The organism is Mesorhizobium sp. CA8, from assembly GCF_020164955.1.
Taxonomy (GTDB): domain Bacteria; phylum Pseudomonadota; class Alphaproteobacteria; order Rhizobiales; family Rhizobiaceae; genus Mesorhizobium.
On record NZ_JAIUHG010000006.1, the window covers coordinates 189,764 to 212,705 of the forward strand.

A 22,942-nucleotide genomic window follows, 5' to 3' on the forward strand; every position below is an offset into this window, starting at 1 on the left:
CGATTGCCGAGCTTTTCCATCTCCCGATCCTGTTCGGTGCGCAACTGCCTGTTCGGTGCGCAACTGGTCGAGCAGATCGATCAAGACCTTTCCTTCGGGTGAGCCAGTTCCGCGGGCCATGAACGCCTCGGTGCCAACCTCCGAAGCTTGAGCGCCCGAGGCCCGGTTTGGCTCATGCCTCACAAAATCTCGTCGCGCTCGCCGACCCCGACCAGCCAGTGGTCGCGCATGGTAACAACCGCATTGTGTGATCCTGCGCGCCGGCCGGCAGCGGCAGGCTGCAACCATTGGACACGTGGCTCAGTCCGACTTGCCGAGTGCTTTCAGAATGAAGCGTATCTGCTCGCGCAGGCTCGCTTCGGTGTCTTCGCCGTGTTGAATGCAGTGCTCGATCAGAAGCGGGTGGAAGAACGGTATGAACGCCGTCTTGACGGCACGCGCCGCCTCTGCGGGGTCGCCGACCTCGAGTTCGCCCGCCTCGACGCCCTCGCGAATGATCGCCTCGAACGTCGTCACCATCCACTCGATATGAGCTTTGATGATCGCCCAGTTCTCCTCCATCACGGCGACAATCATGTCGTGCATATGCTTCTGCTCGATCAGTGTCGCCTTGCCATGGTGGTGAACTGCGATCAAAAGCCGACTTAGTTTCTCCGAGGCCGTGGCGTTCGTGCGTGCGATCGCAAAGGCGATGTCGGCAACCTCGTTCAGAATCCGCTTGCAGATGAAACCGGTGATCGCGTCCCTGGAGCGAAAGAAACGGTAGACATTCGCCCGGCTCATGCCGAGTTCGGAGGCGATGTCGGCCATCGATGTCTTGTGGTAACCGATGCGGCGAAAGTGCTCCTCCGCCACCTCCAGAATGCGAGCGCGCACTTCCTCGAGATCAGTTCGCATTCCGATCGGGTGGTTCATCGATGTCTCCGGAACTGATCGATCGGGACCTGCGGACTCGTGCGGGCGGTTGTTTGCAAACGCGCAAACTCGTCCCGCCCACAAGGCAGATCCTGCGGGCGGGATCCTTGACCCGTCTCTTCCGGCAAGCCCTATTCCGCAGCCGTTGCCAGCCGCAGTTCCGGTTCCGGTTCATGCGTCAAATCCTCAGGGATCGCATCCGCCACCGGCTTGATCCGGAACCACGCGGTATAGAGCGCGGGAAGGAAGAGTAGGATCAGCACCGTGCCGACCGCGGTACCGCCGATCAGCGTATACGCCATCGATCCCCAGAAGACGGAGTGCGTGAGGGGTATGAAGGCCAGCACCGCTGCAAGCGCGGTCAGGATCACAGGCCTCGCGCGCTGCACCGTGGCTTCGATGACGGCGTGATAGTCATCCAGGCCGGCAGCTTGGTTTTCCTTGATCTGTTCGGTCAGGATCAACGTGTTGCGCATCAGGATGCCGGCCAGTCCGATCAAGCCCAGAATGGCGTTGAAGCCGAAGGGCTGGTTGAAGGTAAGCAGCATGGGCACGACGCCGACGAGACCAAGCGGGGCCGTCAGCACGACCATGAACATCGTCGAGAAGGATCGCACCTGCAGCATGATGACGATCAGCATGGCGGCGATCATAGCCGGGAAGATTTTGCCCAACGCGGTGTTGGCCTTCTCCGCCTCCTCGATCGATCCGCCCATTTCGATGCGATAACCGGCAGGAAGGGATGCGATCAACGGCTGAAGGGCTTTCATGATCTGCTTCGAGACCTCCGGAGGCTGGGTCGCTTCGTTGATGTCGGAGCGGATCGTGATGACCGGCGTGCGATCGCGGCGCTTCAGGATCGGCTCTTCCAGACGGACCTCCGAATGGCCGATCTGGTCTAGCGGAATCTGCCGGCCATCCCGGCTCATCAACGAGAAATCCGCCAGGCGCGATGGATCCAGCCGCTCGCCGCCGGCGCTGCGCGCCACGATCGGGACGTTGCGGATGTCCTCGCGGACCTGCGTGACCGGAATGCCGGTGAGGAGGAATTGCAGCTGCTGCGCAGCCTCGGCCGGCGATAGACCGATGAGGTTCAGACGATCCTGGTCCGGGACAAAGCGAAGCACGGGTGTGCGATTGCCCCAGTCGCGGCTGGCTTGCCGCACGTCCGGGACGGTTAGCATGATGTCGAGAGCCTTCTCCGAAATGTTGTAGAGTTCTGCGGGGTCAGGTCCCACGACCCGGAACTCGACCGGGAACGGCGTGTAGGGTCCGAAGACAAGCTGAGTGACGCGCACGTAAGCCTCGGGTGCGACCCCTTGCGATACCGCCTTTCGGAGCCGCTCCTTCAAGGCCTCGCGCGCCTCGGCGTTCGGGGTCAGCACGACGATCTTGGCAAAGGCGGGATCGGGCAGCTCGGGCGCCATGGCGAAGAAGAAGCGCGGAGCGCCCTGACCGATATAGCTGGTGACGATCTTGGCCTCGGGCTGGCCGTCAAGCCAGTGCTCGAGCTTCTCCACCGTGGCGGTCGTCGTCCCGATGCTGGTGCCTTCCGGCAGGCGAACCTCGACAAGCACTTCCGGGCGGTCGGATGTCGGAAAGAACTGCTGCTTGACGGCGCCCATGCCGGCAACGGAAAGCGCGAAGGCGATAGCGACGATACCGGAGGTCACGAACTTGTGGCGCACGGCAAAGGTGATGAGCCGCCGCAGGCGCCGATAGTTCGGCGTGTCGTAGATCGCGTGGTGACCGCCCTCGATCGGCTTGATTTCGGGCAGCATCTTGACGCCGAGATAGGGCGTGAAGACCACGGCGACGATCCAGGAGACGATGAGCGCGAACCCCACGACCCAGAAGATGTTGCCGGCGTATTCGCCGGCCGTCGAACGGGCGAAGCCCACCGGCAGGAAGCCGGCGATCGTCACCAGCGTTCCTGACAGCATCGGTGCCGCGGTATGGCTCCACGCATAGGCCGCGGCTCTGATGCGGTCCATGCCCTCTTCCATCTTCACCACCATCACCTCGATGGCGATGATGGCATCGTCCACGAGGAGACCGAGCGCCAGGATCAAGGCGCCGAGCGTGATGCGGTCGAAGAACCGGCCGGTCTCCAGCATGATGAGGAACACGGCGGCGAGCGTCAGGGGGACAGCGGCCGCCACGACGATGCCGACGCGCCAGCCCATGCTGAGCAGGCTGATCAGCAGTACGACGCCGAGCGCCATCGCGAACTTCATCATGAATTCGTCAACCGCCGAACTGATGTTGACGGCTTGGTCTGACACCTTGTCGAGCGTCATCCCGAGCGGCAATGTCCGTAAGATGTCGGCCGTCCTGTCCTCCAGCGCCTTGCCGAGCGCACGACCATCCCAGCCCTCCTGCATAACCGCCGCGAGCATGATGGTGGGCTCGCCCTGGCGGCGGATGAGATAGGTGGCAGGATCCTCATAGCCGCGGCGGACCTCGGCGATGTCGGAAAGCTTCAGCGTCCGCCCCGCTGCGACGATCGGCGTGTCGGCGATCGCCTCGACGCTGTCATACGCGCCGTTGACCCGGATGAAGACCTGCGGCCCCTCAGTGTCGATCGAGCCCGCCGGCGTAACGGTGTTCTGCCGCTGCAAGGCCGCAACGATATCCCGTGCCGACACGCCGAGCGTTGCCAGCTTGGTATGGGAGAACTCGACGAAGATCTGCTCCGGACGTTCGCCCAGGATGTTGATCTTCTTGACACCCGGCACGTGCAGGAGATCCTGGCGGATCGTCTCGGCCTGCCTTGCCAGCTCGCGCATCGGCATACCTTTCGCCTTAAGGGCGTAAAGGGCGAAGCTGACGTCCGAATATTCATCGTTGACGAAGGGGCCGTAGACGCCGGGCGGCAGGTTGCGCGCCTCATCCCCGAGCTTCTTGCGAGCTTGGTAGAACTCTTCCTGCACGGCGGATGGCGGTGTGCTGTCCTTCAGCGTGACAGTCATATACGCGTAGCCCGGCCGTGTGGTCGTCTCCACGCGGTCGTACCAGGTCAGCTCCTGAAGCCGCTTCTCCAAGGGCTCGGCGACGAGATCCTGCATCTCGCGCGCCGTCGCGCCGGGCCACGCCGTCGTGACCGTCAGGGTCTTGATGGTGAAGTTGGGGTCCTCCGCCCGCCCGAGCATGACGAAGGCGTAGGCTCCGGCGGCCACCAGGAGGAGGATGAAGAACAGGGTGACGGCGCGTTCGCGGACGGCGATCGCGGAAAGATTGAGGTTCATGGTCAGTTGCTCCCGCTTTCGGACGCGGTTCTGACGCGGGCGCCCTCCTGCAGGAGGTGAGCGCCGAGTGAAACAAACCGATCGCTGGGGTTCAATCCGGAGATCACGGCGGATTCGCCGGTCACGCGAACAAGCTTGACGGGTTGAAAATGCACGGTCGAGGCGGCCTTGTCCAAAACCCAAACGCCGGTCTTCTTGCCGTCGTCGAGCACGGCTCCCAGCGGTACCTGGACTTCCGGCTCGCTCGCCTGCGTTGCCAGCCGAATGGTTACAGTCGCGCCAAGCGGCGCTGCCGCTGCCTCACCGTCAAGCACATAGCGGGCCTCATAGGTGCGGGTCTGGGCATCGGCGGAGTTGGACAGTTGTCGCAGATGCGCCGTATGGCGCTGCTCGTCGCCCCCATATACGCTGGCGTCGGCCAACGAGCCGATCGCCGGCCGGATCGTTTCGGGAAGCGCGACCACCGCTTCGCGTGGGCCGGCCTGGGCGACCCGGACCATCGTCTGGCCGGCGGAGACGACCTGGCCCGGCTCGCCAAGCGTGTCGACCACCGTTCCGTCGGCGTCCGCCAGCAGGACGGCGTATGTCGCCTCATTCTGAGCGACCTTCGCTTCCGCCTCGGCGGCGGCGAGTTGGGCCGCGGCGGTATCCAGCGCGGCCTTTGCCTGCTCGTAGCGCTGCCGGGGAACCCATCCGTCCTTCAGCAGATTGGCGTATCGCCGTTCATCCGGTTGCGTCTGAACGACGATCGCACGCGCGGCAATAACGGCATTGTGCTTTGCCGTAAGCGCGAGGCGAAGGTCGGTGTCGTCGATCCGCATCAGCGGCTGACCGGCCTTTACCTGCTGGCCGACATGAACGAGCCTTTCAACGATCTTACCGGGGACGCGGAAGCCGAGATTGCTCTCCACCCTCACGCCTATGATTCCCGTGAAGCTGCGTTCGGCACCGCTCACCGGCGCTACCGTCGCCAGCCTGACGACGGGCGGCTCCTGCCTCGGGTCGCTTGCGGAGGCTTCCTGGGCGGAACTGGCAAATGTGCCGAATGCCGTCGCCCCTGATACCGCGATCGCTCCTGACCCCGCGATCAGGATCGCGCCCACGATAATAGCCGGTCTGTTTTTCATGCCCATCGCCTCGAGTAAAAATAGATTGCATTCGCACTCTATATCGGATATGGATTACGAATGCAATCTAAAAAAGGAGATGACGATGCGTGTGAGCCGCATTCAGGCTGAGCAGAACCGGCAAACCGTGATCGATGTGGCCAGCCGCCTTTTTCGGGAGCACGGTTTCGACGGCATCGGCCTCAAGGATCTGATGAAGGGCGCCGGGCTGACCCAAGGCGCTTTCTACAAACAGTTCGCGTCGAAGGAGGATCTCGCCGCACAGGCGTCCAAGCGGGCGATGGAGAGCGCTGCCGATAGATGGACGGCGGCGACCGCAGCGAATCCTGGCGATCCGCTTGGGGCGGTGATCGAGTTCTACCTCAGCATGGACCATCGCGAAGAAAGGATGGACGGCTGCCCGGTCGCGGCGCTTGGCTCGGACGCCGCCAGGCAAGGGAGCGACGTCAAAGCGTCGTTCGAAACCGGGATCAAAGCATATCTTGAGGTCCTCGGCAGGATGATTGCCAGGACGGACGGCGAGCAAGCCAATGAAAAAGCCATGGCTGTCCTCTCGACGATGGTCGGTGCGGTGGTCCTCTCGCGCGTCGTCAATGATCCCAACCTCGCCCAGGCCTTCCTGGATGCAGCGACCGAACAGGTTCGCGCCACCGTCACCGTTTGAACGGCGCAGGCTGGCGACTGAGATCGATAGGAGAATAGATGCGACGGATTGTTGTCACTGGCATGGGCGCGGTCACGCCCCTTGCCGCAGATGTCGAGACGTCGTGGTCGCGTCTCCTGGCCGGCCGCTCGGGCATCCGCGGGCTTCCCGACGAAATGGTCGAAACCCTGCCGACAAAGATCGGCGGAACGGTTCTTTCCCTGGAGGAGGATCCCGAAGCCGGTCTCGATGCGAATGCCTTCCTGGCGCCGAAGGACCAGCGCAAAATCGACCGCTTCATCCTTTTCGCGCTGGCGGCGGCGGAAGAGGCGCTTGCCCAGGCGGGGTGGAAGCCGGTCTCGGAAAAGGATCGGCTTCGCACGGCGACCATCATTGCTTCAGGCATCGGAGGGTTCCCCGCCATAACCGAGGCGGTGCGGACCGTCGACCAGCGCGGCGTTCGGCGTCTTTCTCCCTTCACGGTGCCGTCGTTCCTGGTGAACCTCGCCGCGGGCCACATCACGATCCGTTATGGCTTCAAGGGCCACATCGGCGCGCCGGTAACGGCGTGCGCCGCCGGCATCCAGGCGATCGGCGATGCTGCACGTATCATCCGTGCCAATGAAGCCGACATCGCTGTGTGCGGCGGCACTGAAGCCTGTATGAATGTCGTCAGTCTGGGCGGCTTCGCGGCGGCGCGCTCGCTTTCGACGTCATTCAATCATCGTCCCGAGCAGGCCTCCCGTCCGTTCGACGTCTCGCGGGACGGCTTCGTCATGGGCGAAGGCGCCGGTATCCTTGTCATCGAGGAATTGAACCATGCGCTGGCGCGCGGCGCACAACCACTCGCCGAGGTCGTCGGCTACGGCACGACGGCGGATGCGCATCACGTCACTTCCGGCCCTGAAGACGGGGGCGGCGCGCGCCGTGCCATGGAGATCGCGATTGCGCAGGCCGGCATCTCACCGCGCGAGATCCGCCATCTCAACGCTCACGCGACCTCCACGCCGGTGGGCGACCTGGGAGAAATCGAGGCGATCAAAAGCGTCTTCGGCACGGATTTCTCCATAGCCGTCAGCGGAACCAAATCGGCGACCGGACACCTGTTGGGGGCTGCCGGCGGGCTTGGCGCGATCTTCACGATCCTGGCGCTCAGGGACCAGGTGGCGCCGCCGACCCTCAATCTGAGCGCGCCCGATCCGGCCGGCGACGGAATAGACTTCGTCGCAAACAGGGCTCGGCCGATGGAGATGGACTACGCGATCGCCAACGGCTTCGGCTTCGGCGGCGTCAATGCCAGCGCGCTGTTCCGGCGCTGGGACGGACACGGCGTGAACGGTCGAGCCGCTCGTGACTGACGCCTTTTGCCTGCTTTTCCAGTCCAACCCAAAGAAAGTGATCTCCATGAATAGGACCAATCCTGGCGTCGCCATCGTCACAGGGGCATCCAGTGGAATCGGGCAGGTGACGGCCAAGGCCCTGCAGAAGGCGGGCTTTCGCGTCTTCGGAACCAGCCGTCGCGCAGTCTCCAAGAGAACCGACGGCATTACCATGCTGACCTGCGACGTAGCCGATGAGGCGTCCGTTGCGAAGCTGGTCGACGAAGTGCTGGCCGATGCCGGGCGCATCGACGTACTGGTCAACAATGCCGGCATGGGTCTGCTCGGCGGCGCGGAGGAATCCTCGACTGCACAGGCCCAGGCTCTGTTCGACGTGAACGTCTTCGGTGTCATCCGGATGATCAACGCGGTGCTGCCGATCATGCGACGTCAAGGAAAGGGCAGGATCGTCAATTTGAGCTCGGTGCAGGGGCTCATCCCGGCGCCTTATTTCGCGCTTTATTCGGCGACCAAACACGCCGTCGAGGGCTATTCCGAATCGCTTGACCGCGAGCTGCGGCCGTTCGGAATTCGCGTCGCGCTGGTCGAGCCCGCCTACACCCGGACTTTGTTCGAAGACAACCTCGCCAAGCCGGACCGGTTGCTCGAGATCTATGACGCCGCGCGCGCCGGCATGACAGTAGCCGTGCGCAAGGCGATGGACAAAGGCGATGCGCCCGAAGTGGTGGCCGACACCGTTCTGGCGGCTGCGACCGATCCAACTCCGAAGCGGCGCTATGCGGCCGGAAAGATGGCGCGCCGGGTCAGTGTCCTGCGCCGTTTCGTCCCCGCATCCGCATTCGACAAGAGCCTGCGAAAGCAGCTCGGGCTGCCGGCCTGAACTGAATGGAGATCATCGGTTATCGACATTGCAACGGGGCAAATTAAAGACAATCACAGTCGGCGCCGCCCAAGAGGGGCTGCCACCAGCCAGGGTCTCCAGCCGCTTGTCGAGCCTGACGCATCGCCTTGATCGGTGAATGCCGCTCCGCCAAAATGGGCGGAATAGTGGCACGGGCAGGGCATTTTCTGGCACGAGACATCACATTTTGGTTCAACCGGTTACCTATTCTGTGTTGCACTGCACCATGTTGTCTGCAGTTATTTAGCGTATGCGAATATAGCTTAGGAGTCGGCAGGCTTGCGTTTTCCGTTGACCAGCACGGATGTTGCGGTCGGCGGCCCGGGTCACGTTGTCAGCGCTGGCGGCTGTAAATGATGGCCGGTGGTCGTGACCTTCAGCTTGACACGCTGCGGGCTTTTGCCGTCACGCTCGTTCTTTACGCGCATTTCCTTGCGCCCGGCGGCACGTCCTTCCTCGGTCACCTCGGGGTACGGCTGTTCTTCACGCTTTCCGGTTTCCTGATCACCAGGCTTTTGCTGGAGGCGCGCGACGGCGCCCAATTCGCGGCCGGGCCGGCGCTATACTCCTTTTATGCCAGGCGCGCGATCCGGATATTTCCGCCCTATTTCGCTGTGCTGGCCTTTGTCTGGTTCACCGATCTGGAACAGGCCGGATCGTCGCTCGCCTGGCATGCGCTTTATCTCTCGAACTTCTGGTACGCGCATCGCAACGAATGGACACCCTGGCTGCTCTGCCATTTCTGGAGCCTCAGCATCGAGGAGCAGTTCTACCTCGCCTGGCCGCTGATTGTGCTTCTGGCGCCGCGCAGGCGCATCGAGGCTATCACCATCGGCGTCATCGCCTTCTCGCTCGCCTACCGCTTCTACTGGCCGATCGCTGCCAACCCGGCCTTGGCCCGGGACCTCTTGCCGCCGGCCTCGATGGACGCGCTCGCCTGCGGTGCGCTGCTCGCCGTCCGCCGCGCTAGGGGCGCGGATGTGCCGGGTTGGGTGCGGCGCGGCTGGCCGGCCTTCGCGGCAGTTTTCCTCCTCGTCGTCGGGTCCGATCCCGGGCCGGCGGACTCGGCATGGGAATGGCCGCGCTGGCTTTTGGTGCAGGTGCTGCCGCTGGTGCCGCTGGTGGCGATCGTCGCCGCCTGCTCAAGCGGCCTTGACGGCAGGATCGGCAGGCTGGCCGAGCTGCCGCCGCTGCTGGCGCTCGGCCGCATCAGCTACGGCGTCTATCTCTACCACCCGATCCTGCTCGCCTATGTCGTCAAGGCGCAGCCATGGATCCCGCTCAATGTCTCGGAACAGGGACCTGGGCGCTTCCTCGTCGCCGGCGCCGCCACGCTGCTTGCCGCCTCGTTGTCATGGGTGCTTTTTGAAAAACCCGTCAACGGCCTCAAGCGCCATTTCCCTTATGTGGCGCGGCCGCGCGCACGCACGCCGAGCGAAGCCCGGGGGTTTGGAGCTACTTATCCCCGCGCACAAGCAGCCGTCGATCTGCGGCCGACGGACCGGAGCTATCCATGACGCGCCCGCTCATCTCCGTATTGCTGCCGGTGTACAACGCCGAACCCTACGTCGCCGCCGCCGTCGACTCCATTCTGCGGCAAGACTACGACCGGCTCGAAGTCATCGCCATCGATGACGGCTCCACCGACCGGTCGCTGGAAATCCTTGAGCGCTACCGCCGCGCCGACCGCCGCGTATCCATTATTTCGCGCGCAAATCGCGGGCTCGTCGCCAGCCTCAACGAGGGGCTGGCGGTGGCCCGCGGCGAGCTTATTGCGCGCATGGATGCCGACGACTTCGCCTACCCATGGCGGCTGTCGCGGCAGGCCGCGCTGTTTGCCGCGCGACCCGAGCTCGGCTTCTGCGGCTCGGTGGTCGACATGCTGCAGCACGGCCGCATCGCCCGGGGCCAGCTTGACCCGGTTTTCCGGCTCGGGCTGCCTGTGCTGTCGAAATTTTTCACGATCTTCATGCACCCGACGGTGGTTTATAACCGCCGGGTCGTCGACGAATCCGACCTCAATTATAACTGCTCTTACCGGCACGCCGAGGATTTCGACCTCTTCCGGCGGCTCGCCGGTCGCTATCCGGCGGCAATGATGTCTGAAAGCCTGCTCGTCTATCGCTTGCATCCCGGCAGCGTGACTAGCCGGCACGCCAGCGAGATGCGGCGCACGCATCTTCGGATTGTCGGTGAAAATCTCGAGGCAGAGGGACTGGTACAGGACAGCGTCGACCTATGCGCCATCGGCGACGATGTTTCGTTCGACAACGTGCGCCGCGCAGCCGCCTTCATCTGCGGCCTGGAGGAGCGGATCGCCGAGTTACCGGCTGCGTCACGGCCGAGCTTCGAGGCCGGCGCGCTGAACCTGTTTTATTTCCTATACCAGCTCGTCAACGACCAGCAGCGGCCGGCGCTGACGCACGAGCTCTTGACCCTGACGGCGAAGTGGAACGTTATCCGCCGCCGGGAGAAATATGCGCTCAGCCCGGGTGCCTGGGCGCCTTGGCTGAGCCAAGCCTCGATATGGGCGGCCCGCCGCGCGGACTGGATGGCCTACCGATTGAAATCGGCGCCGGCGGCATCGGTGCTTGCGCCTTATCGGATGGGGGTGGCATGAACGCCGAGCGCCATCCCCTGCTGCGGCACCTCGCTCGGCCGTCGCCTGTCGGGAAGCGGCCGCAGGTTTCCTTCATCGTCTGCACGCGCGACCGCGCCGCGGTGCTCGAAGCCTGTATCGACTCGATCCGCGTCGCCTGCGCGGCGCATCCGGCTTTCGCCGCCGAGCTGGTGGTGGTGGATAACGGCTCGCGCGACGGCACGGCCGAATATCTTGCTTCGGCAGCCACGATGTCCGACATTGCGGTGACGGCGATCTCTGAGCCGCGCGCGGGACTGGCCGCGGCGCGCAATGCCGGGCTGGCGCGGGCGCGCGGGCGCGTGCTGGTCTTCGTCGACGACGACTGCAGGCTCGACCGCAACTACCTGGTCGACCTTGAGCGGCATTATGCGAGCGGCGAGAAATGGCTGATCCGAGGCGGCCGCGTCGAGATCGGCGACGAGCGCGACCTGCCCTTTACCATCAAGCGCTGCGACAAGCATGAGCGGCTGACGCGCGCCGTCCACCCCGGCGGCTTCGTGCTCGGCTGCAACATGACCATGCATCGCGATGTTGCCGCCTTGATCGGTCCCTTCGACGAACGCTTCGGCGCCGGCGGGTCGCTGCGTTCGGCCGAGGACACGGACTACCTGGTGCGCGCCATGCTGGCCGGCATGGCGGTGGAATACGTGCCCGATATGACGATCTTCCACCACCACGGCAGGCGTGGCCGCAAGGCGGTCGACCGGCTGCATCGCGATTATCATTTCGGCAACGGCGCGCTTTGCCTGAAGCATATGCGCCGCGCGCCGTTCCTGCTCCGCCACTTCTACTGGGCGATGCGGGCGGCCATGCGGGAGCTCATCGGTGGGCCGTGTTTCGACCGGGAGCTCAGGCTGTCGCATTGGCCGATCGTGCTGATGAATCTAGCGGGCGCGGCTAAGTTTGCGCTGCTCGTGCTTGCCGGACGTCCAAATCGGCAAGCGCAACGCGTTCAGGAAACCATCGAGGCCAGCGCTGAGGCCAGTGCGCGATGACCGGATCCAAATCCCCTGCCTGGTCGATAGTGCAGCGCGCGCTCGGGCGGCGTCAGCTCGGCTTGGTGCCCGTCGTCGTCGCGCTCGGGCTAGCCGGTGCCGCGCTCGAAGGGTTGGGTATCGGGCTCATCATCCCGCTGCTCGGCGTCATCATGGGGCATAGTGAGGCGACCGGCATGGCCGGCCTTTCCGCGCTGTTGCAGAAGGTCGGCGCAGGACTCGGCGAGCGCGAGCGGCTGATCGCGATCTCGGCCGCGATCCTCGGCTCGATCCTGCTCAAGAACCTGCTCGCCTTCGCCAATTCGGTTCTGACTGCCCATATCTACGGCAAGGCCAGCCAGTCGATACGCAGTGCGTTGGCCGAGCGTCTTCTCGACGTCGGCTATCCCTTCTTTCTGAAACAGAGTCCCGGGCGGCTGCTCAACATCATCTCTAACGAATCCTGGCGCGCCTCCGACGCCGTCCAGGGGGTGCTGGGCGGCATCGTCAGCATCTCCGCGGCCATCATCCTGCTCGCCTTCCTTCTCCTGCTCTCCTGGCAGATGACGCTTCTGGTGATGCTCGGGCTGGCGCTGGTGCAAGCGGCGCATATGGGGCTGTCGGCACGCCTGAGAGCGCCGAGCCGCAGCGTTTCGGCACGCAATAGCGCTTTAGCCTCGCAGATGCTGCATCTGGTGCATGCCGGCCGCCTGATCCGCATCTTCGGCCAGGAGGCGCGCGAGAAGGCGGCGTTCGAAAAGGCATCGGACGGGGTGCGGCGGGCGGCCTTCCTGCTCTCCAGCCGCCAGGGGGCGCTGGCGCCGCTGACCGAGGTGCTGCACGCCATGCTGTTCCTGGCGGTGGTGATCGGCGCCTGGTTTGCCGGCTTGAGCTTCCCGCTGGTTGCTGCCTTCCTCATCCTGCTCTACCGCCTGCAGCCGCATGTCAGGACGCTGCAGATGACATGGAGCCAGCTGCAGGGGCTTTCCGGCTCGCTGGAGGAGGTGACTTGGCTGCTCGACCCCGAAGGCAAGCCGGCACCTCCTCAGGGCAGCCGGCCGTTCGCGGGCTTGAACGACAGAATCGCTTTCGAGCGCGTGAGCTTCAGCTATGCCAATGAGGAGCAGCGCGCCGCGGTGCTGCACGCTGCGAGCTTCGACATTGTGAGCGGCCGCTCGACGGCGCTGATCGGCCGGTCCGGCGCCGGCAAGACGACGATCGTCAACCTGCTCTGCCGCTTCGTTGAGCCGGATGGGGGCAGGATCCTCGTCGGCGGCGTGCCGCTCAGCGAGATCGATCCGGCCGACTGGCGCCGCAACATTGCGCTCGCCAGCCAGGAGCTGGAACTGGTCGACGGCACCATCCTCGCCAACATCACCTACGGCAAGGACACGGCGAGCGCCGAAGAGGCCCGCCGCGCGGCCGAGCTTGCCGAGGCGCATGGCTTTATCGAAACACTGCCGCAAGGCTACCAGACCGTCGTCGGCTATCGCGGCATCAACCTGTCGGCTGGGCAAAGACAGCGCATCGCGCTCGCCCGCGCCCTTGTGCGCGATCCCGATATATTGATTCTCGATGAGGCCACCAACGCGGTGGACGGGCTTTCGGAAGCTGCGATCGTCGAGACGCTGAAATCGCGCGCCGGCCGTCGCACCACGATCGTCATCAGCCATCATCACTCGACGATCTCCTTCTGCGACGACCTGGTGATCCTGGAGCACGGCCGGGTGAAGAAGCAAGCGCCGTTTGCCGAGATGGCGACGCTCAGCATGGATGAATTGTATCGGCCGGAGTGAGGAGCGAGCGGGGGCACTATTTGCTCAGCACGCGGCTGCCCTCTCGGCTCCAACAACCGCCCACTCAACTCGTATGCGCGACGAGCTTTTCCACCGTCTCGGGGAAGAAATCCGGCGCCGAGTGGCGCTTGCCAAACATCATGTCGTACTGGATGAGCCGGAAATCGTTGATCTGCGGATCGATCTGCTTCTGCCTCGCCCAACCCGGCGTGGCGTCGCCCGCGGACGACAGGAGCAGGTTGCGGTCGACCACCCGATAACGCTCGCGCAGCGCGCCGAGGAAGCCGGTGTAGTAGGGGTGGGTGATGCCTGCCGTGGTCAGGATGTGGTAGGGCAGGAAGGCCGGGCTCACCGAGCCCAGGTTCTTCACCGGGCCGGAGCGGTTCGACCAGATGATCAGCGGCGTGTCGTGGTGTTCGAGCGCGGCGTCGGCGCTAGGCTCCTTGCGCGGCGCGACGTTGTCCTTGAGGAAGCCGGTCTCGACATAGACCGGGCCGAGCGGCGGCAGGTGGTCGCCGAAGAAAGCGATGATGGTCGGCCGCCGGCGCGCTTTCGCCCAGTCGATCAGCCGCTGCAGGCCCCGGTCGGCATCGGCTGAACCCTCGGTATAGGAAAGCAGCGATTCCCGCGCCCAGGAACTGATCGGCGCATCGACCGAATGCGTCGGATTGTAGTAGCGGTAGGGCTCGTAAGGGCCGTGGTTCTGCAGGCTGACGGCGAACAGGAACACCGGATCGTCGCTGGCGTCGGCCTCGCGGATGATCTCGGCGGTCATCGCCGCGTCGGAAGCCAGCGGCCCGCGCTTCTCCATCGGCGGCAGCGTCTCTTCCGAGCGGAAGTCGTTGAAGCCGAAATCGGCATAGACGGCGCCCCGGTTCCAGAACCAGTTGGTGCCCGGGTGGATGGCATGCGCCCGGTAGCCCTCGCTCTTCAGGAAGGTCGCCAGCGAGGGCGTTGGGGTGCGCACATATTGCTGATAGGGGATCGAGCCGGCCGGCAGGAAAGCGTTGGAAAAGCCGGTCAGCGCCTCGAACTCAATATTGGCGGTCATGCCGCCAAACTCGGGCGAGAACATCGAGCCGGAGCGCAAGGCGCGCACTGTCGGGATCGGGTCGGGCTTGATGATGACGCCGGGCAGGTGCGTCGGATCCCAGAAGGATTCGCTCATCACCACGACGATATCCGGCTTCTCGTCCGGCACGGAAGCGGCGACGTCGGGCCGCTGGATCGCGGCCATTGCCTTTTCGGAATAGCCGGGGGGCGCCGAGACATGCGCCATCGGCACGTTCATCGCGAAGGCGAGCGCAAAGCCGTTGGAGGCGTAGTTCTCCTTCTGGTCCCACATGATCGGGATGATCTGCAGCCGGTCGCGCGTCCACGAGAAGGTGGCATAGTCCATGATCGAGACGAAGAAAGCGAGCAGCGGCACGGCAAGCGCCAGCCGCGCCAGACGGCCCTTGCGGCTAAGGATCGGCACACGTCGGCGCCAGGTTCGCCAGCAATAGACGAGCAGCGTCAGGCCGCCGACGATGGCCGCGGCGAGCATGATGGCGGTCCACGGCCGTTCGCGCACCAAAAGCGGCATCAGCGCCATGATCTGGCGGGCAAACAGGAAATCCGTGGGATAGAGCGGGTCGCCGAGATAATGCGATTTCTGGTGGCCGACAAAGGCAAGCGCCAGCGTCAGCGGCGCCACGATCATCAGGCTCTGATGGCTGCGGCCCAGTACCGCGTCAAGCCCGACCAGCACCAGCGCGAAGACGACGATGGTGGTCCAGCCCGGCTTGAAGGGCTGCAGGAAGAAATCGACCGTGCCGAAGAAATCGCCGCGCACGATCCATTCGATCGCGAATACGAGCAGGGCGGAGGCAAGAAGCGTCGTCAGGCCGTAGCGTACAGTCGGCCATGTCCGTCCGGGCAGATAGCCGGTGGACGGATCGTCTTCCAAAAATCCCGGTACGGGCCTGGCCGCGCCTTTCCTGATACTTGCCACTGTGTTTTCCCCCAGGCCACGCAACACGCCTTCCACGCCCGTCACGCTTCTGTCATTGAAATGTCACGCAAAGCTAGCGCCTGTGGCTGAAATAAGAAGAGCCAGCAACCCAAACGTGAGCGGTTTTCATCAGGTGTGATCGCCAAAAAGCCTTTCGGAACAGGCATTCAGCCAGCTTTTCCAGCTGAAATACGGGTCGAAGGGCCGCCGGCGGGCTTGACTTGGCCGTCCGCCTTGCGCCAGAGGCAGGGAAAAACCAGCCTCTGGAGAGACTTCAAATGGCCGTCGCATTCACCTTTCCGGGACAGGGCAGCCAGGCCGTCGGCATGGGCAAGGACCTCGCCGATGCCTTCCCGGAAGCCCGCCGCGTGTTCGAGGAAGTGGACGCCGCACTCGGCGAAAAACTGTCGAAACTGATCTGGGAAGGGCCGGAAGAGACGCTGACGCTGACCGCCAACGCCCAGCCGGCGCTGATGGCGGTCTCGCTGGCGGCGATGCGGGCGCTCGAAGTGCGCGGCTTCTCGCTGAAGGACAAGGTGGCCTATGTGGCGGGTCATTCACTGGGCGAATATTCCGCGCTTGCCGCGGCCGGCTTCGTTTCGGTTGGCGACGCCGCCAAGCTTTTGCGCACCCGCGGCAACGCCATGCAGGCGGCGGTCCCGGCCGGCGAGGGCGCCATGGCGGCGATCATCGGGCTGGAGCAGGCCGATGTCGAAGCGGCATGCGCGGAAGCAGCCAAGGGCTCCGTCTGCCAGGTCGCCAACGACAATGGCGGCGGCCAGCTGGTGATTTCGGGCGCCAAAGCGGCGGTTGAGCTGGCGGCGAAACTGTGCACCGAAAAGGGCGCCAAGCGGGCGCTGATGCTGCAGGTGTCCGCCCCCTTCCACTCGGCGCTGATGACGCCGGCGGCCGACATCATGCGCGAAGCGCTGGCCGGTGTCGCCAAATCCGCGCCCGTGGTTCCGATCGTCTCCAACGTCACCGTGACCCCGACCAGCGACCCGGACGAGATCGCCCGCCGCCTGGTCGAGCAGGTGGTTGCCCGGGTGCGCTGGGGCGAGACGGTGGAATGGTTCGGCGCCAATGGCGTTGCGACGCTTTACGAGGTCGGCGCCGGCAAGGTGCTGTCGGGCCTGGCACGCCGCATCAACCGTGAGATCGCCACCGGCGCGGTGGGCACGGCGGCGGAAATCGAGGCGGCGCTGGCGGCACTTGGTTAGGACGACCGAACGCTATCCATAGGTGCGATATGGCCAGATCAAAGCCAAGGCGGAGCAAAGTCCAGCGCTCGCGAGACCGTGAGGACTGTCGCCTCGCAGGTGAGGTCGTGAAGCGCATCGGGCTTGGGCAGGAAGATATCCTTGGTGCCGAAGATTTCTGGCACGGTTTGAACGATTTAACGTATACGGAACGCGCATCGCCTGTGGCGCATTCGCAAAAATGAGGTTGGAAAATGTTCGAACTGACCGGCCGCAAGGCGCTCGTCACCGGGGCATCGGGAGGCATCGGCGAAGCGATCGCCAGGGTGCTGCACAGCCAGGGTGCGATCGTTGGTCTGCACGGCACGCGCGTTGAAAAGCTCGAGGCGTTGGCCGGCGAGCTCGGCGATCGTGTAAAGCTCTTTCCGGCTGATTTGACGAACCGCGACGCGGTCAAGGCGCTCGGTCAGAAGGCGGAAGCCGAGCTCGAGGGCGTCGACATCCTGGTCAACAATGCCGGCATCACAAAGGACGGCTTGTTTGTGCGCATGTCGGACGCCGACTGGGACAGCGTGATCGAGGTCAACCTCACCGCCGTGTTCCGGCTCACCCGCGAGCTGACGCATCCGATGATGCGCCGCCGCCATGGCCGCATCATCAACATCACCTCGGTGGTCGGCGTCACCGGCAATCCCGGCCAGACCAATTACTGCGCCTCCAAGGCCGGCATGATCGGCTTCTCCAAGTCGCTGGCGCAGGAGATCGCCACCCGCAACATCACCGTCAACTGCGTCGCTCCGGGCTTCATCGAATCGGCCATGACCGACAAGCTCAACGACAAGCAGAAAGAGACGATCATGGCCGCGATCCCGACCAGGCGCATGGGCACCAGCGCCGAGGTCGCGTCCGCCGTCGCCTACCTTGCTTCCAATGAGGCGGCTTACGTCACCGGCCAGACCATTCATGTGAATGGCGGCATGGCGATGATCTAAGGGGGCGATGATCTGGCGGAGGCCGGGGCCAGGCGCCTGTGAAAACAGCCATTTCGGCTTGGACGCCCGTCATTTTTCGTGTAATGCGGCCTGCAACCCGGCGGTTCGGGCAAAAACCGGTCCTGTGGCGTTGCGTTGCCCGCAAGACCATCTTTCAGCTTGATTAGCGGCATTCCGCCCGCTAACGAAGATAGACAACCTAAGACGAGGATTGCCCCAAATGAGTGACACCGCAGAGCGCGTCAAGAAGATCGTCATCGAGCATCTCGGCGTCGATGCCGACAAGGTGACGGAGCAGGCGAGCTTCATCGACGATCTGGGCGCGGACAGCCTCGACACGGTTGAACTCGTCATGGCTTTCGAAGAAGAATTCGGCGTCGAGATTCCGGACGATGCCGCCGAGACCATCCTGACCGTCGGCGACGCTGTAAAGTATATCGACAAGGCCTCGGCCTGAGGTCTTTCGCAGGCATTATCGGGGAGGACCTGCGATGAGGCGTGTCGTCGTCACGGGCCTTGGCCTGCTTTCGCCATTTGGCATGGGCGTCGAGCACAGCTGGCGGGAATTGCTTTCCGGCCGCAGCGCCTGCCGCCGTGTCACCGAATTCGAGGTGGACGATCTTGCTTGCAAGATCGCCCACATCATCCCGCGCGGCGACGGCTCGAACGGAACCTTCAATCCGGAGGCCGTGCTCGAGCCGAAGGAACTGCGCAAGATCGGCGACTTCATCCTTTACGGCATCGCAGCCGCCGACGAGGCGTTGGCCGATTCCGGCTGGAAGCCCGAAGCGCATGAGGACCAGTGCGCCACCGGCGTGCTGATCGGCTCCGGCATCGGCGGCATCGACGGCATCGCCGAAAACGCGATGATCCTGAAGGACCGCGGCCCGCGCCGCATCAGCCCCTTCTTCATCCCCGGACAGATCATCAATCTGGTGTCGGGCCAGGTCTCCATCCGTCACGGCCTGAAAGGCCCCAACCATGCCGTGGTCACCGCCTGCTCGACCGGCGCGCACGCCATCGGCGACGCGGCCCGGCTGATCATGTGGGGCGATGCCGACGTCATGGTGGCGGGCGGTGCGGAAGCGCCGATCACCCGGCTGTCCATTGCCGGCTTCGCCGCCTGCCGCGCGCTCTCCACCGAGCGTAACGACACCCCCGAAACCGCTTCGCGTCCCTATGACCGCGACCGCGACGGCTTCGTCATGGGCGAGGGCGCCGGTGTCGTTGTCCTGGAAGAGCTCGAGCACGCCAAGGCGCGCGGCGCCAAGATCTATGCGGAAGTCACCGGCTATGGATTGACGGGCGATGCCTATCACATCACCGCCCCCGCCGAGGACGGCGACGGCGCCTTCCGCTGCATGACGGCGGCGTTGAACCGGGCGAAGCTTTCCCCGGCCGACATCGACTACATCAATGCGCACGGCACCTCGACCATGGCCGACACGATCGAGCTTGGCGCGGTCGAGCGGCTGGTCGGCAATGCCGCCTCCAAGATCTCGATGTCGTCGACAAAGTCGTCGGTCGGCCATCTGCTGGGCGCCGCCGGTGCCGCCGAAGCGATCTTCTCGATCCTCGCCATCCGCGACAACGTTGCGCCCGCCACCATCAATCTCGACAATCCGGAACGCGAGACGGCGATCGATCTCGTGCCGAACAAGCCGCGCCAGCGCCAGATCGACGTTGCGCTGTCGAATTCGTTCGGTTTCGGCGGCACCAACGCCTCGCTCGTGTTCCAGCGTTACAATGGCTGAGTAGCAACCGGAGCAGTCCTACGGAGAGTGCGCGGTCTCCCCTCCGGAATTGCTCGGAGACAGACCAATCGGCAGTCCGCCAACTGCCGTCATTTTTGCCAAATTCGCCCTTAGCTTTTCGGCGAGGGATTCGTTGCAAGATCAGACGGGCAGGGCGTCATGAACACTAATCCGAGCGACGGGGAATTCAGACGGCAAGGCGCGACGGGGCCGATCGTGCCGAAGACGGCCGCCGAGGCGTTGCGCCCGGAAGCCGGCACGCCGCCGCCGCCGTCGAAGCGTTCACGCGCCTCGCGCAGCCAGCTCGTCGTATTCCTGAATTTCTTCCTCTCCTTGGTGATCCTGGTGGTGCTTGCCTCGGGTGCGGCGCTCTATTTCGGCATGCAGGCTTTCGTCGAGCCCGGTCCGTCCGCCAATGGCGACACCTTCATGATCAAGCCGAACACCGGCGTGCAGGAGATCGCCGACCAGCTCGAACGCCGCAGCCTGATCAGCGATGCCCGCATCTTCCGGCTCGGCGTGCGCGTCACCGGCAATGAATCGGCGCTGAAGGCCGGCGAATACGCCATCAAGCCGCGCGCTTCGATGCGCGACATCATGGAACTCTTCAAGAGTGGCAAGTCGGTGATGTACTCGCTCACCATTCCCGAAGGGCTGACGGTCGAGCAGGCGCTGCAGCGCGTGGCCGATCAGGAGGCGCTCACCGGCGACATGCCGGCTACCTTGCCGCCTGAGGGCAGCATCGCCACCGACACGCTCCGCTTCACCCGTGGCGCCACAAGGCAGCAGATGATCGATAAGCTGATCGCCGACCAGAAGAAGCTGGTCGAAGATGTCTGGTCGCATCGCGCGCCCGACCTGCCGATCGCCAACATCGACGACTTCGTCACGCTCGCCTCGATCGTCGAGAAGGAGACGGGCAGGAGCGACGAGCGTTCGCGGGTCGCCGCCGTATTCCTCAACCGCCTGGCCAAGGGCATGCGGCTGCAGTCGGACCCAACCATCATCTACGGCCTGTTCGGCGGCAAGGGAAAGCCCGCCGACCGGCCGATCTACCAGTCGGACCTCGACAAGCAGACGCCTTACAACACCTACATGATCAAGGGCCTGCCGCCGACGCCGATCGCCAATCCGGGCCGTGCGGCGCTCGAAGCGGTCGCCAATCCGTCGAAGACCGACGATCTCTATTTCGTCGCTGACGGCAATGGCGGCCACGTCTTTGCAGCGACGCTGGAAGAGCACAACCAGAACGTCGCCCGCTATCGGGCGGTGCAGAAGAAGCAGGCGGATGCTGCCGCCAAGGCTTCCGGCCAGACGACGGCGCCGGCCGCTCCCGATGGCAACACCGACAGCGGCGACACCGGAGACAAAGGCGAGAACGGCGACGCCGGCGGCGAGGCAGCGCAGTAAGTGCAATGCATGTCGCCCAAAAGTGCGCAGCTGTTTTGGGAACGACATGCACCAGACAGAGACTTGAGACGCGTCGCCTGAATCCGTCTCGGCTCGACGCGCTTTAAGCTTGCCGCACGCGTCCTTTGACGCGGGGCCGTATTCATGTTTTTAGGGGGCGCCGGCCGATCGTCCGGCGATTTCTGGGCGCGCAGCGCTGGGCCGCGGATGCCTTTGGCTGCGACAGGGGGACGACAGGGCAATGAGCCTGCAAAGCATGACCGGTTTTGCGCGGTCCGCCGGCGAGAGCGACGGCACCTCGATCGCCTGGGAGGTGAAATCGGTGAACGGCAAGAGCGCCGAGGTGAGATTGAGATTGCCGCAGGGGTTCGACCGCCTGGAGACGGCTGTCCGACAAACCGTCCAGAAGCGTTTCGCGCGCGGCAATTTTCAAGCGACGTTAACCGTCGGCCGCGCCGCCGCAAAGCAAGTCCAGCCGGTGGTCAACGAGGCGTTCCTTAAAGACCTGGCCGGTCTGGCCAAGCGCTTGCAGGAGCAGTTCGGCACCCAGCCCGCCACCGCCGACGGCCTGCTCTCCCTGCGCGGCGTGCTCGACATTCCTGAAGCCGTCGAAACCGATGAGGAGCGGGCAGCCCTCGACGCCGCAATCCTGTCGGCGCTTGAGGCGGCGCTTGGCGGGCTGGAACAGGCGCGCCGCAGCGAGGGCGACGCACTTGGCGTACTGCTTGCAGGCCATATCGACGCCATCGAGGCGCTGACATTGAAGGCCGAGGCCGATCCCTCGCGCGAGCCCGCCGCGATCCGCGAGCGCATTTCCGAGCAGCTGCGTCTGTTGATGGACGCCTCGGCCAATCTCGATGCCGTCCGGCTGCACCAGGAGGCCGCCTTTCTCGCCACCAAGGCCGACATACGCGAGGAGATCGACCGGCTGAAGACTCATGTCGCCTCGGCGCGGGTGCTGCTCAAAAGCGGCGCCGCCGTTGGCCGCAAGCTCGATTTTCTCGCGCAGGAATTCAACCGCGAATCGAATACCTTATGCTCCAAATCGAACGCGGCCGCAGTCACCGCGATCGGGCTGGAGCTCAAGGCGGTGGTCGACCAGTTTCGCGAGCAGGTTCAGAATCTGGAGTGACGGGAATGGTTGCCAAGGAGCCGACGGCCGCCAGGGACCTGGGGTCCCGCATTCGCCGCCGCGGATTGATGCTGGTGCTGTCGTCGCCGTCGGGCGCCGGCAAGTCGACGATCGCGCGCAATCTTCTGGAAAGCGATTCAAGCCTTGAGCTATCGGTCTCCGTCACCACGAGGCCGCGCCGGGGCTCGGAGATCGAAGGCGTCCACTATCATTTCCGCTCCATGCGCGAGTTCGAGCGGCTGCGCGATTCCGACGCGCTGCTCGAATGGGCGGAGGTTCACGGCAATTGCTATGCAACGCCGCGCGAGCCGGCGGAGGTGGCCCTGGCTGAAGGCCGCGACATGCTCTTCGACATCGACTGGCAGGGCGCCCAGCAGCTCAAGGAGAAGATGCGCGCCGACATCGTCTCCATCTTCATCCTGCCGCCGTCGATGAAGGAATTGAAGGCGCGGCTGAAGCGTCGCGCCGAGGACCAGGAATCCGTCATCGAGACCAGGCTGAAGAACGCTCGCCTCGAGATCGAGCATTGGAAGGAATACGACTTCGTCATCGTCAACGACGATCTCGACCGCGCCTTCGCCGAGGTCCGGGCCATCGTCACGGCGGAGCGGCTGCGGCGCGATAGGCGGCCGGGGCTGTTCGATTTTATTTCGGGCTTGCTGGACGAGAAGACGGGGTGACTCTTTCTTCTCCTCTTGTGGGAGAAGGTGGATAGGCGCGAAGCGCCGAGACGGATGAGAGATGTTGGAAGGAACGACGCGCTGAAGACTAAGATGCTTCAAAAGCCGATTTCGTCATCGTAGCGATCCTTCCAGCACCCCTCATCCGACCGAGCTTCGCTCGGCCACCTTCTCCCACAAGAAGGGGAGAAGGGAAG

The 22,942-nt window shown here is 64.3% G+C and carries 18 protein-coding genes; 14 read left to right on the forward strand and 4 right to left on the reverse strand.

Features of this window, described 5'->3' with window-relative positions; all coding sequences use genetic code 11:
- Positions 1 to 300: 300 nt before the first annotated feature.
- The 3 genes from LB553_RS09515 to LB553_RS09525 all read right to left on the reverse strand — a co-directional run bounded on the left by LB553_RS09515 (position 301) and on the right by LB553_RS09525 (position 5,290).
- On the reverse strand, positions 301 to 915 hold the full coding sequence (locus tag LB553_RS09515; protein WP_224512578.1) for a TetR family transcriptional regulator: 615 nt from the start codon (positions 913 to 915) through the stop codon (positions 301 to 303).
- Between the two features lie 131 nt (positions 916 to 1,046).
- A complete protein-coding gene (locus tag LB553_RS09520; RefSeq protein ID WP_224512583.1) occupies positions 1,047 to 4,163 on the reverse strand; it encodes an efflux RND transporter permease subunit in 3,117 nt (1,038 codons plus the stop codon).
- A 2-nt stretch (positions 4,164 to 4,165) separates the two neighbouring features.
- Positions 4,166 to 5,290 (reverse strand): efflux RND transporter periplasmic adaptor subunit, encoded by a 1,125-nt coding sequence (locus LB553_RS09525; RefSeq protein WP_224512584.1) that lies wholly within the window; start codon positions 5,288 to 5,290, stop codon positions 4,166 to 4,168.
- A gap of 85 nt (positions 5,291 to 5,375) precedes the next feature.
- Between LB553_RS09525 and LB553_RS09530 the strand changes: the two genes are divergently transcribed.
- The 7 genes from LB553_RS09530 to LB553_RS09560 all read left to right on the forward strand — a co-directional run bounded on the left by LB553_RS09530 (position 5,376) and on the right by LB553_RS09560 (position 13,585).
- On the forward strand, positions 5,376 to 5,954 hold the full coding sequence (locus LB553_RS09530) for a TetR/AcrR family transcriptional regulator (RefSeq protein ID WP_224512586.1): 579 nt from the start codon (positions 5,376 to 5,378) through the stop codon (positions 5,952 to 5,954).
- A gap of 38 nt (positions 5,955 to 5,992) precedes the next feature.
- Complete coding sequence (gene fabF, locus LB553_RS09535; protein ID WP_224512588.1) at positions 5,993 to 7,291, forward strand: beta-ketoacyl-ACP synthase II; 1,299 nt, start codon at positions 5,993 to 5,995, stop codon at positions 7,289 to 7,291.
- Positions 7,292 to 7,337: 46 nt separating this feature from the next.
- Positions 7,338 to 8,153 (forward strand): oxidoreductase, encoded by an 816-nt coding sequence (locus LB553_RS09540; RefSeq protein WP_224512589.1) that lies wholly within the window; start codon positions 7,338 to 7,340, stop codon positions 8,151 to 8,153.
- Between the two features lie 377 nt (positions 8,154 to 8,530).
- Positions 8,531 to 9,691: an acyltransferase family protein gene (locus tag LB553_RS09545; RefSeq protein ID WP_224512680.1), complete on the forward strand. Its 1,161-nt coding sequence runs from the start codon at positions 8,531 to 8,533 to the stop codon at positions 9,689 to 9,691.
- Positions 9,688 to 10,794, forward strand: a complete 1,107-nt coding sequence (locus LB553_RS09550) for a glycosyltransferase family 2 protein (protein ID WP_224512590.1) — start codon at positions 9,688 to 9,690, stop codon at positions 10,792 to 10,794. The genes LB553_RS09545 and LB553_RS09550 overlap by 4 nt, the downstream gene beginning before the upstream one ends.
- Entirely contained in the window at positions 10,791 to 11,810 is a 1,020-nt protein-coding gene (locus tag LB553_RS09555; protein WP_224512591.1) for a glycosyltransferase family 2 protein, read from the forward strand. Before LB553_RS09550 ends, LB553_RS09555 begins: the two co-directional genes overlap by 4 nt.
- On the forward strand, positions 11,807 to 13,585 hold the full coding sequence (locus LB553_RS09560; protein WP_224512592.1) for an ABC transporter ATP-binding protein: 1,779 nt from the start codon (positions 11,807 to 11,809) through the stop codon (positions 13,583 to 13,585). The genes LB553_RS09555 and LB553_RS09560 overlap by 4 nt, the downstream gene beginning before the upstream one ends.
- 64 nt (positions 13,586 to 13,649) lie before the next feature.
- On the opposite strand, the gene LB553_RS09565 is transcribed toward LB553_RS09560, so the two are convergent.
- The gene (locus tag LB553_RS09565) at positions 13,650 to 15,578 is read right to left on the reverse strand and encodes an LTA synthase family protein (RefSeq protein ID WP_224512593.1); all 1,929 of its coding nucleotides are present in this window, start codon (positions 15,576 to 15,578) and stop codon (positions 13,650 to 13,652) included.
- A 278-nt stretch (positions 15,579 to 15,856) separates the two neighbouring features.
- On the opposite strand from LB553_RS09565, the gene fabD reads away from it, so the two are divergent.
- The 7 genes from fabD (at position 15,857) to gmk (ending at position 22,745) form a co-directional block, all read left to right on the forward strand.
- Complete coding sequence (gene fabD / locus LB553_RS09570) at positions 15,857 to 16,798, forward strand: ACP S-malonyltransferase (RefSeq protein WP_224512594.1); 942 nt, start codon at positions 15,857 to 15,859, stop codon at positions 16,796 to 16,798.
- Positions 16,799 to 17,031: 233 nt separating this feature from the next.
- Positions 17,032 to 17,769 carry a 3-oxoacyl-[acyl-carrier-protein] reductase gene (fabG, locus tag LB553_RS09575; RefSeq protein WP_224512595.1) on the forward strand — a complete coding sequence of 246 codons (738 nt, stop codon included), beginning with the start codon at positions 17,032 to 17,034 and terminating at the stop codon, positions 17,767 to 17,769.
- Positions 17,770 to 17,989: 220 nt separating this feature from the next.
- Positions 17,990 to 18,226: an acyl carrier protein gene (locus LB553_RS09580; protein WP_006203723.1), complete on the forward strand. Its 237-nt coding sequence runs from the start codon at positions 17,990 to 17,992 to the stop codon at positions 18,224 to 18,226.
- Between the two features lie 34 nt (positions 18,227 to 18,260).
- Entirely contained in the window at positions 18,261 to 19,523 is a 1,263-nt protein-coding gene (gene fabF, locus LB553_RS09585) for a beta-ketoacyl-ACP synthase II (RefSeq protein ID WP_224512597.1), read from the forward strand.
- A gap of 159 nt (positions 19,524 to 19,682) precedes the next feature.
- On the forward strand, positions 19,683 to 20,933 hold the full coding sequence (mltG, locus tag LB553_RS09590) for an endolytic transglycosylase MltG (protein ID WP_224512598.1): 1,251 nt from the start codon (positions 19,683 to 19,685) through the stop codon (positions 20,931 to 20,933).
- A gap of 241 nt (positions 20,934 to 21,174) precedes the next feature.
- On the forward strand, positions 21,175 to 22,065 hold the full coding sequence (locus LB553_RS09595; protein WP_224512600.1) for a YicC/YloC family endoribonuclease: 891 nt from the start codon (positions 21,175 to 21,177) through the stop codon (positions 22,063 to 22,065).
- Between the two features lie 5 nt (positions 22,066 to 22,070).
- A complete protein-coding gene (gene gmk, locus LB553_RS09600) occupies positions 22,071 to 22,745 on the forward strand; it encodes a guanylate kinase (RefSeq protein WP_224512601.1) in 675 nt (224 codons plus the stop codon).
- Positions 22,746 to 22,942: the final 197 nt, after the last annotated feature.

What these genes read in the sequence shown, in the direction of transcription:
- LB553_RS09515 (WP_224512578.1), bottom strand. Translation starts at nt 915, where the DNA reads ATGAACCACCCGATCGGAATGCGAACTGATCTCGAGGAAGTGCGCGCT.
- LB553_RS09520 (WP_224512583.1), bottom strand. Translation starts at nt 4,163, where the DNA reads ATGAACCTCAATCTTTCCGCGATCGCCGTCCGCGAACGCGCCGTCACC.
- LB553_RS09525 (WP_224512584.1), bottom strand. Translation starts at nt 5,290, where the DNA reads ATGAAAAACAGACCGGCTATTATCGTGGGCGCGATCCTGATCGCGGGG.
- LB553_RS09530 (WP_224512586.1), top strand. Translation starts at nt 5,376, where the DNA reads ATGCGTGTGAGCCGCATTCAGGCTGAGCAGAACCGGCAAACCGTGATC.
- fabF (WP_224512588.1), top strand. Translation starts at nt 5,993, where the DNA reads ATGCGACGGATTGTTGTCACTGGCATGGGCGCGGTCACGCCCCTTGCC.
- LB553_RS09540 (WP_224512589.1), top strand. Translation starts at nt 7,338, where the DNA reads ATGAATAGGACCAATCCTGGCGTCGCCATCGTCACAGGGGCATCCAGT.
- LB553_RS09545 (WP_224512680.1), top strand. Translation starts at nt 8,531, where the DNA reads ATGGCCGGTGGTCGTGACCTTCAGCTTGACACGCTGCGGGCTTTTGCC.
- LB553_RS09550 (WP_224512590.1), top strand. Translation starts at nt 9,688, where the DNA reads ATGACGCGCCCGCTCATCTCCGTATTGCTGCCGGTGTACAACGCCGAA.
- LB553_RS09555 (WP_224512591.1), top strand. Translation starts at nt 10,791, where the DNA reads ATGAACGCCGAGCGCCATCCCCTGCTGCGGCACCTCGCTCGGCCGTCG.
- LB553_RS09560 (WP_224512592.1), top strand. Translation starts at nt 11,807, where the DNA reads ATGACCGGATCCAAATCCCCTGCCTGGTCGATAGTGCAGCGCGCGCTC.
- fabD (WP_224512594.1), top strand. Translation starts at nt 15,857, where the DNA reads ATGGCCGTCGCATTCACCTTTCCGGGACAGGGCAGCCAGGCCGTCGGC.
- fabG (WP_224512595.1), top strand. Translation starts at nt 17,032, where the DNA reads ATGTTCGAACTGACCGGCCGCAAGGCGCTCGTCACCGGGGCATCGGGA.
- LB553_RS09580 (WP_006203723.1), top strand. Translation starts at nt 17,990, where the DNA reads ATGAGTGACACCGCAGAGCGCGTCAAGAAGATCGTCATCGAGCATCTC.
- fabF (WP_224512597.1), top strand. Translation starts at nt 18,261, where the DNA reads ATGAGGCGTGTCGTCGTCACGGGCCTTGGCCTGCTTTCGCCATTTGGC.
- mltG (WP_224512598.1), top strand. Translation starts at nt 19,683, where the DNA reads ATGAACACTAATCCGAGCGACGGGGAATTCAGACGGCAAGGCGCGACG.
- LB553_RS09595 (WP_224512600.1), top strand. Translation starts at nt 21,175, where the DNA reads ATGAGCCTGCAAAGCATGACCGGTTTTGCGCGGTCCGCCGGCGAGAGC.
- gmk (WP_224512601.1), top strand. Translation starts at nt 22,071, where the DNA reads ATGGTTGCCAAGGAGCCGACGGCCGCCAGGGACCTGGGGTCCCGCATT.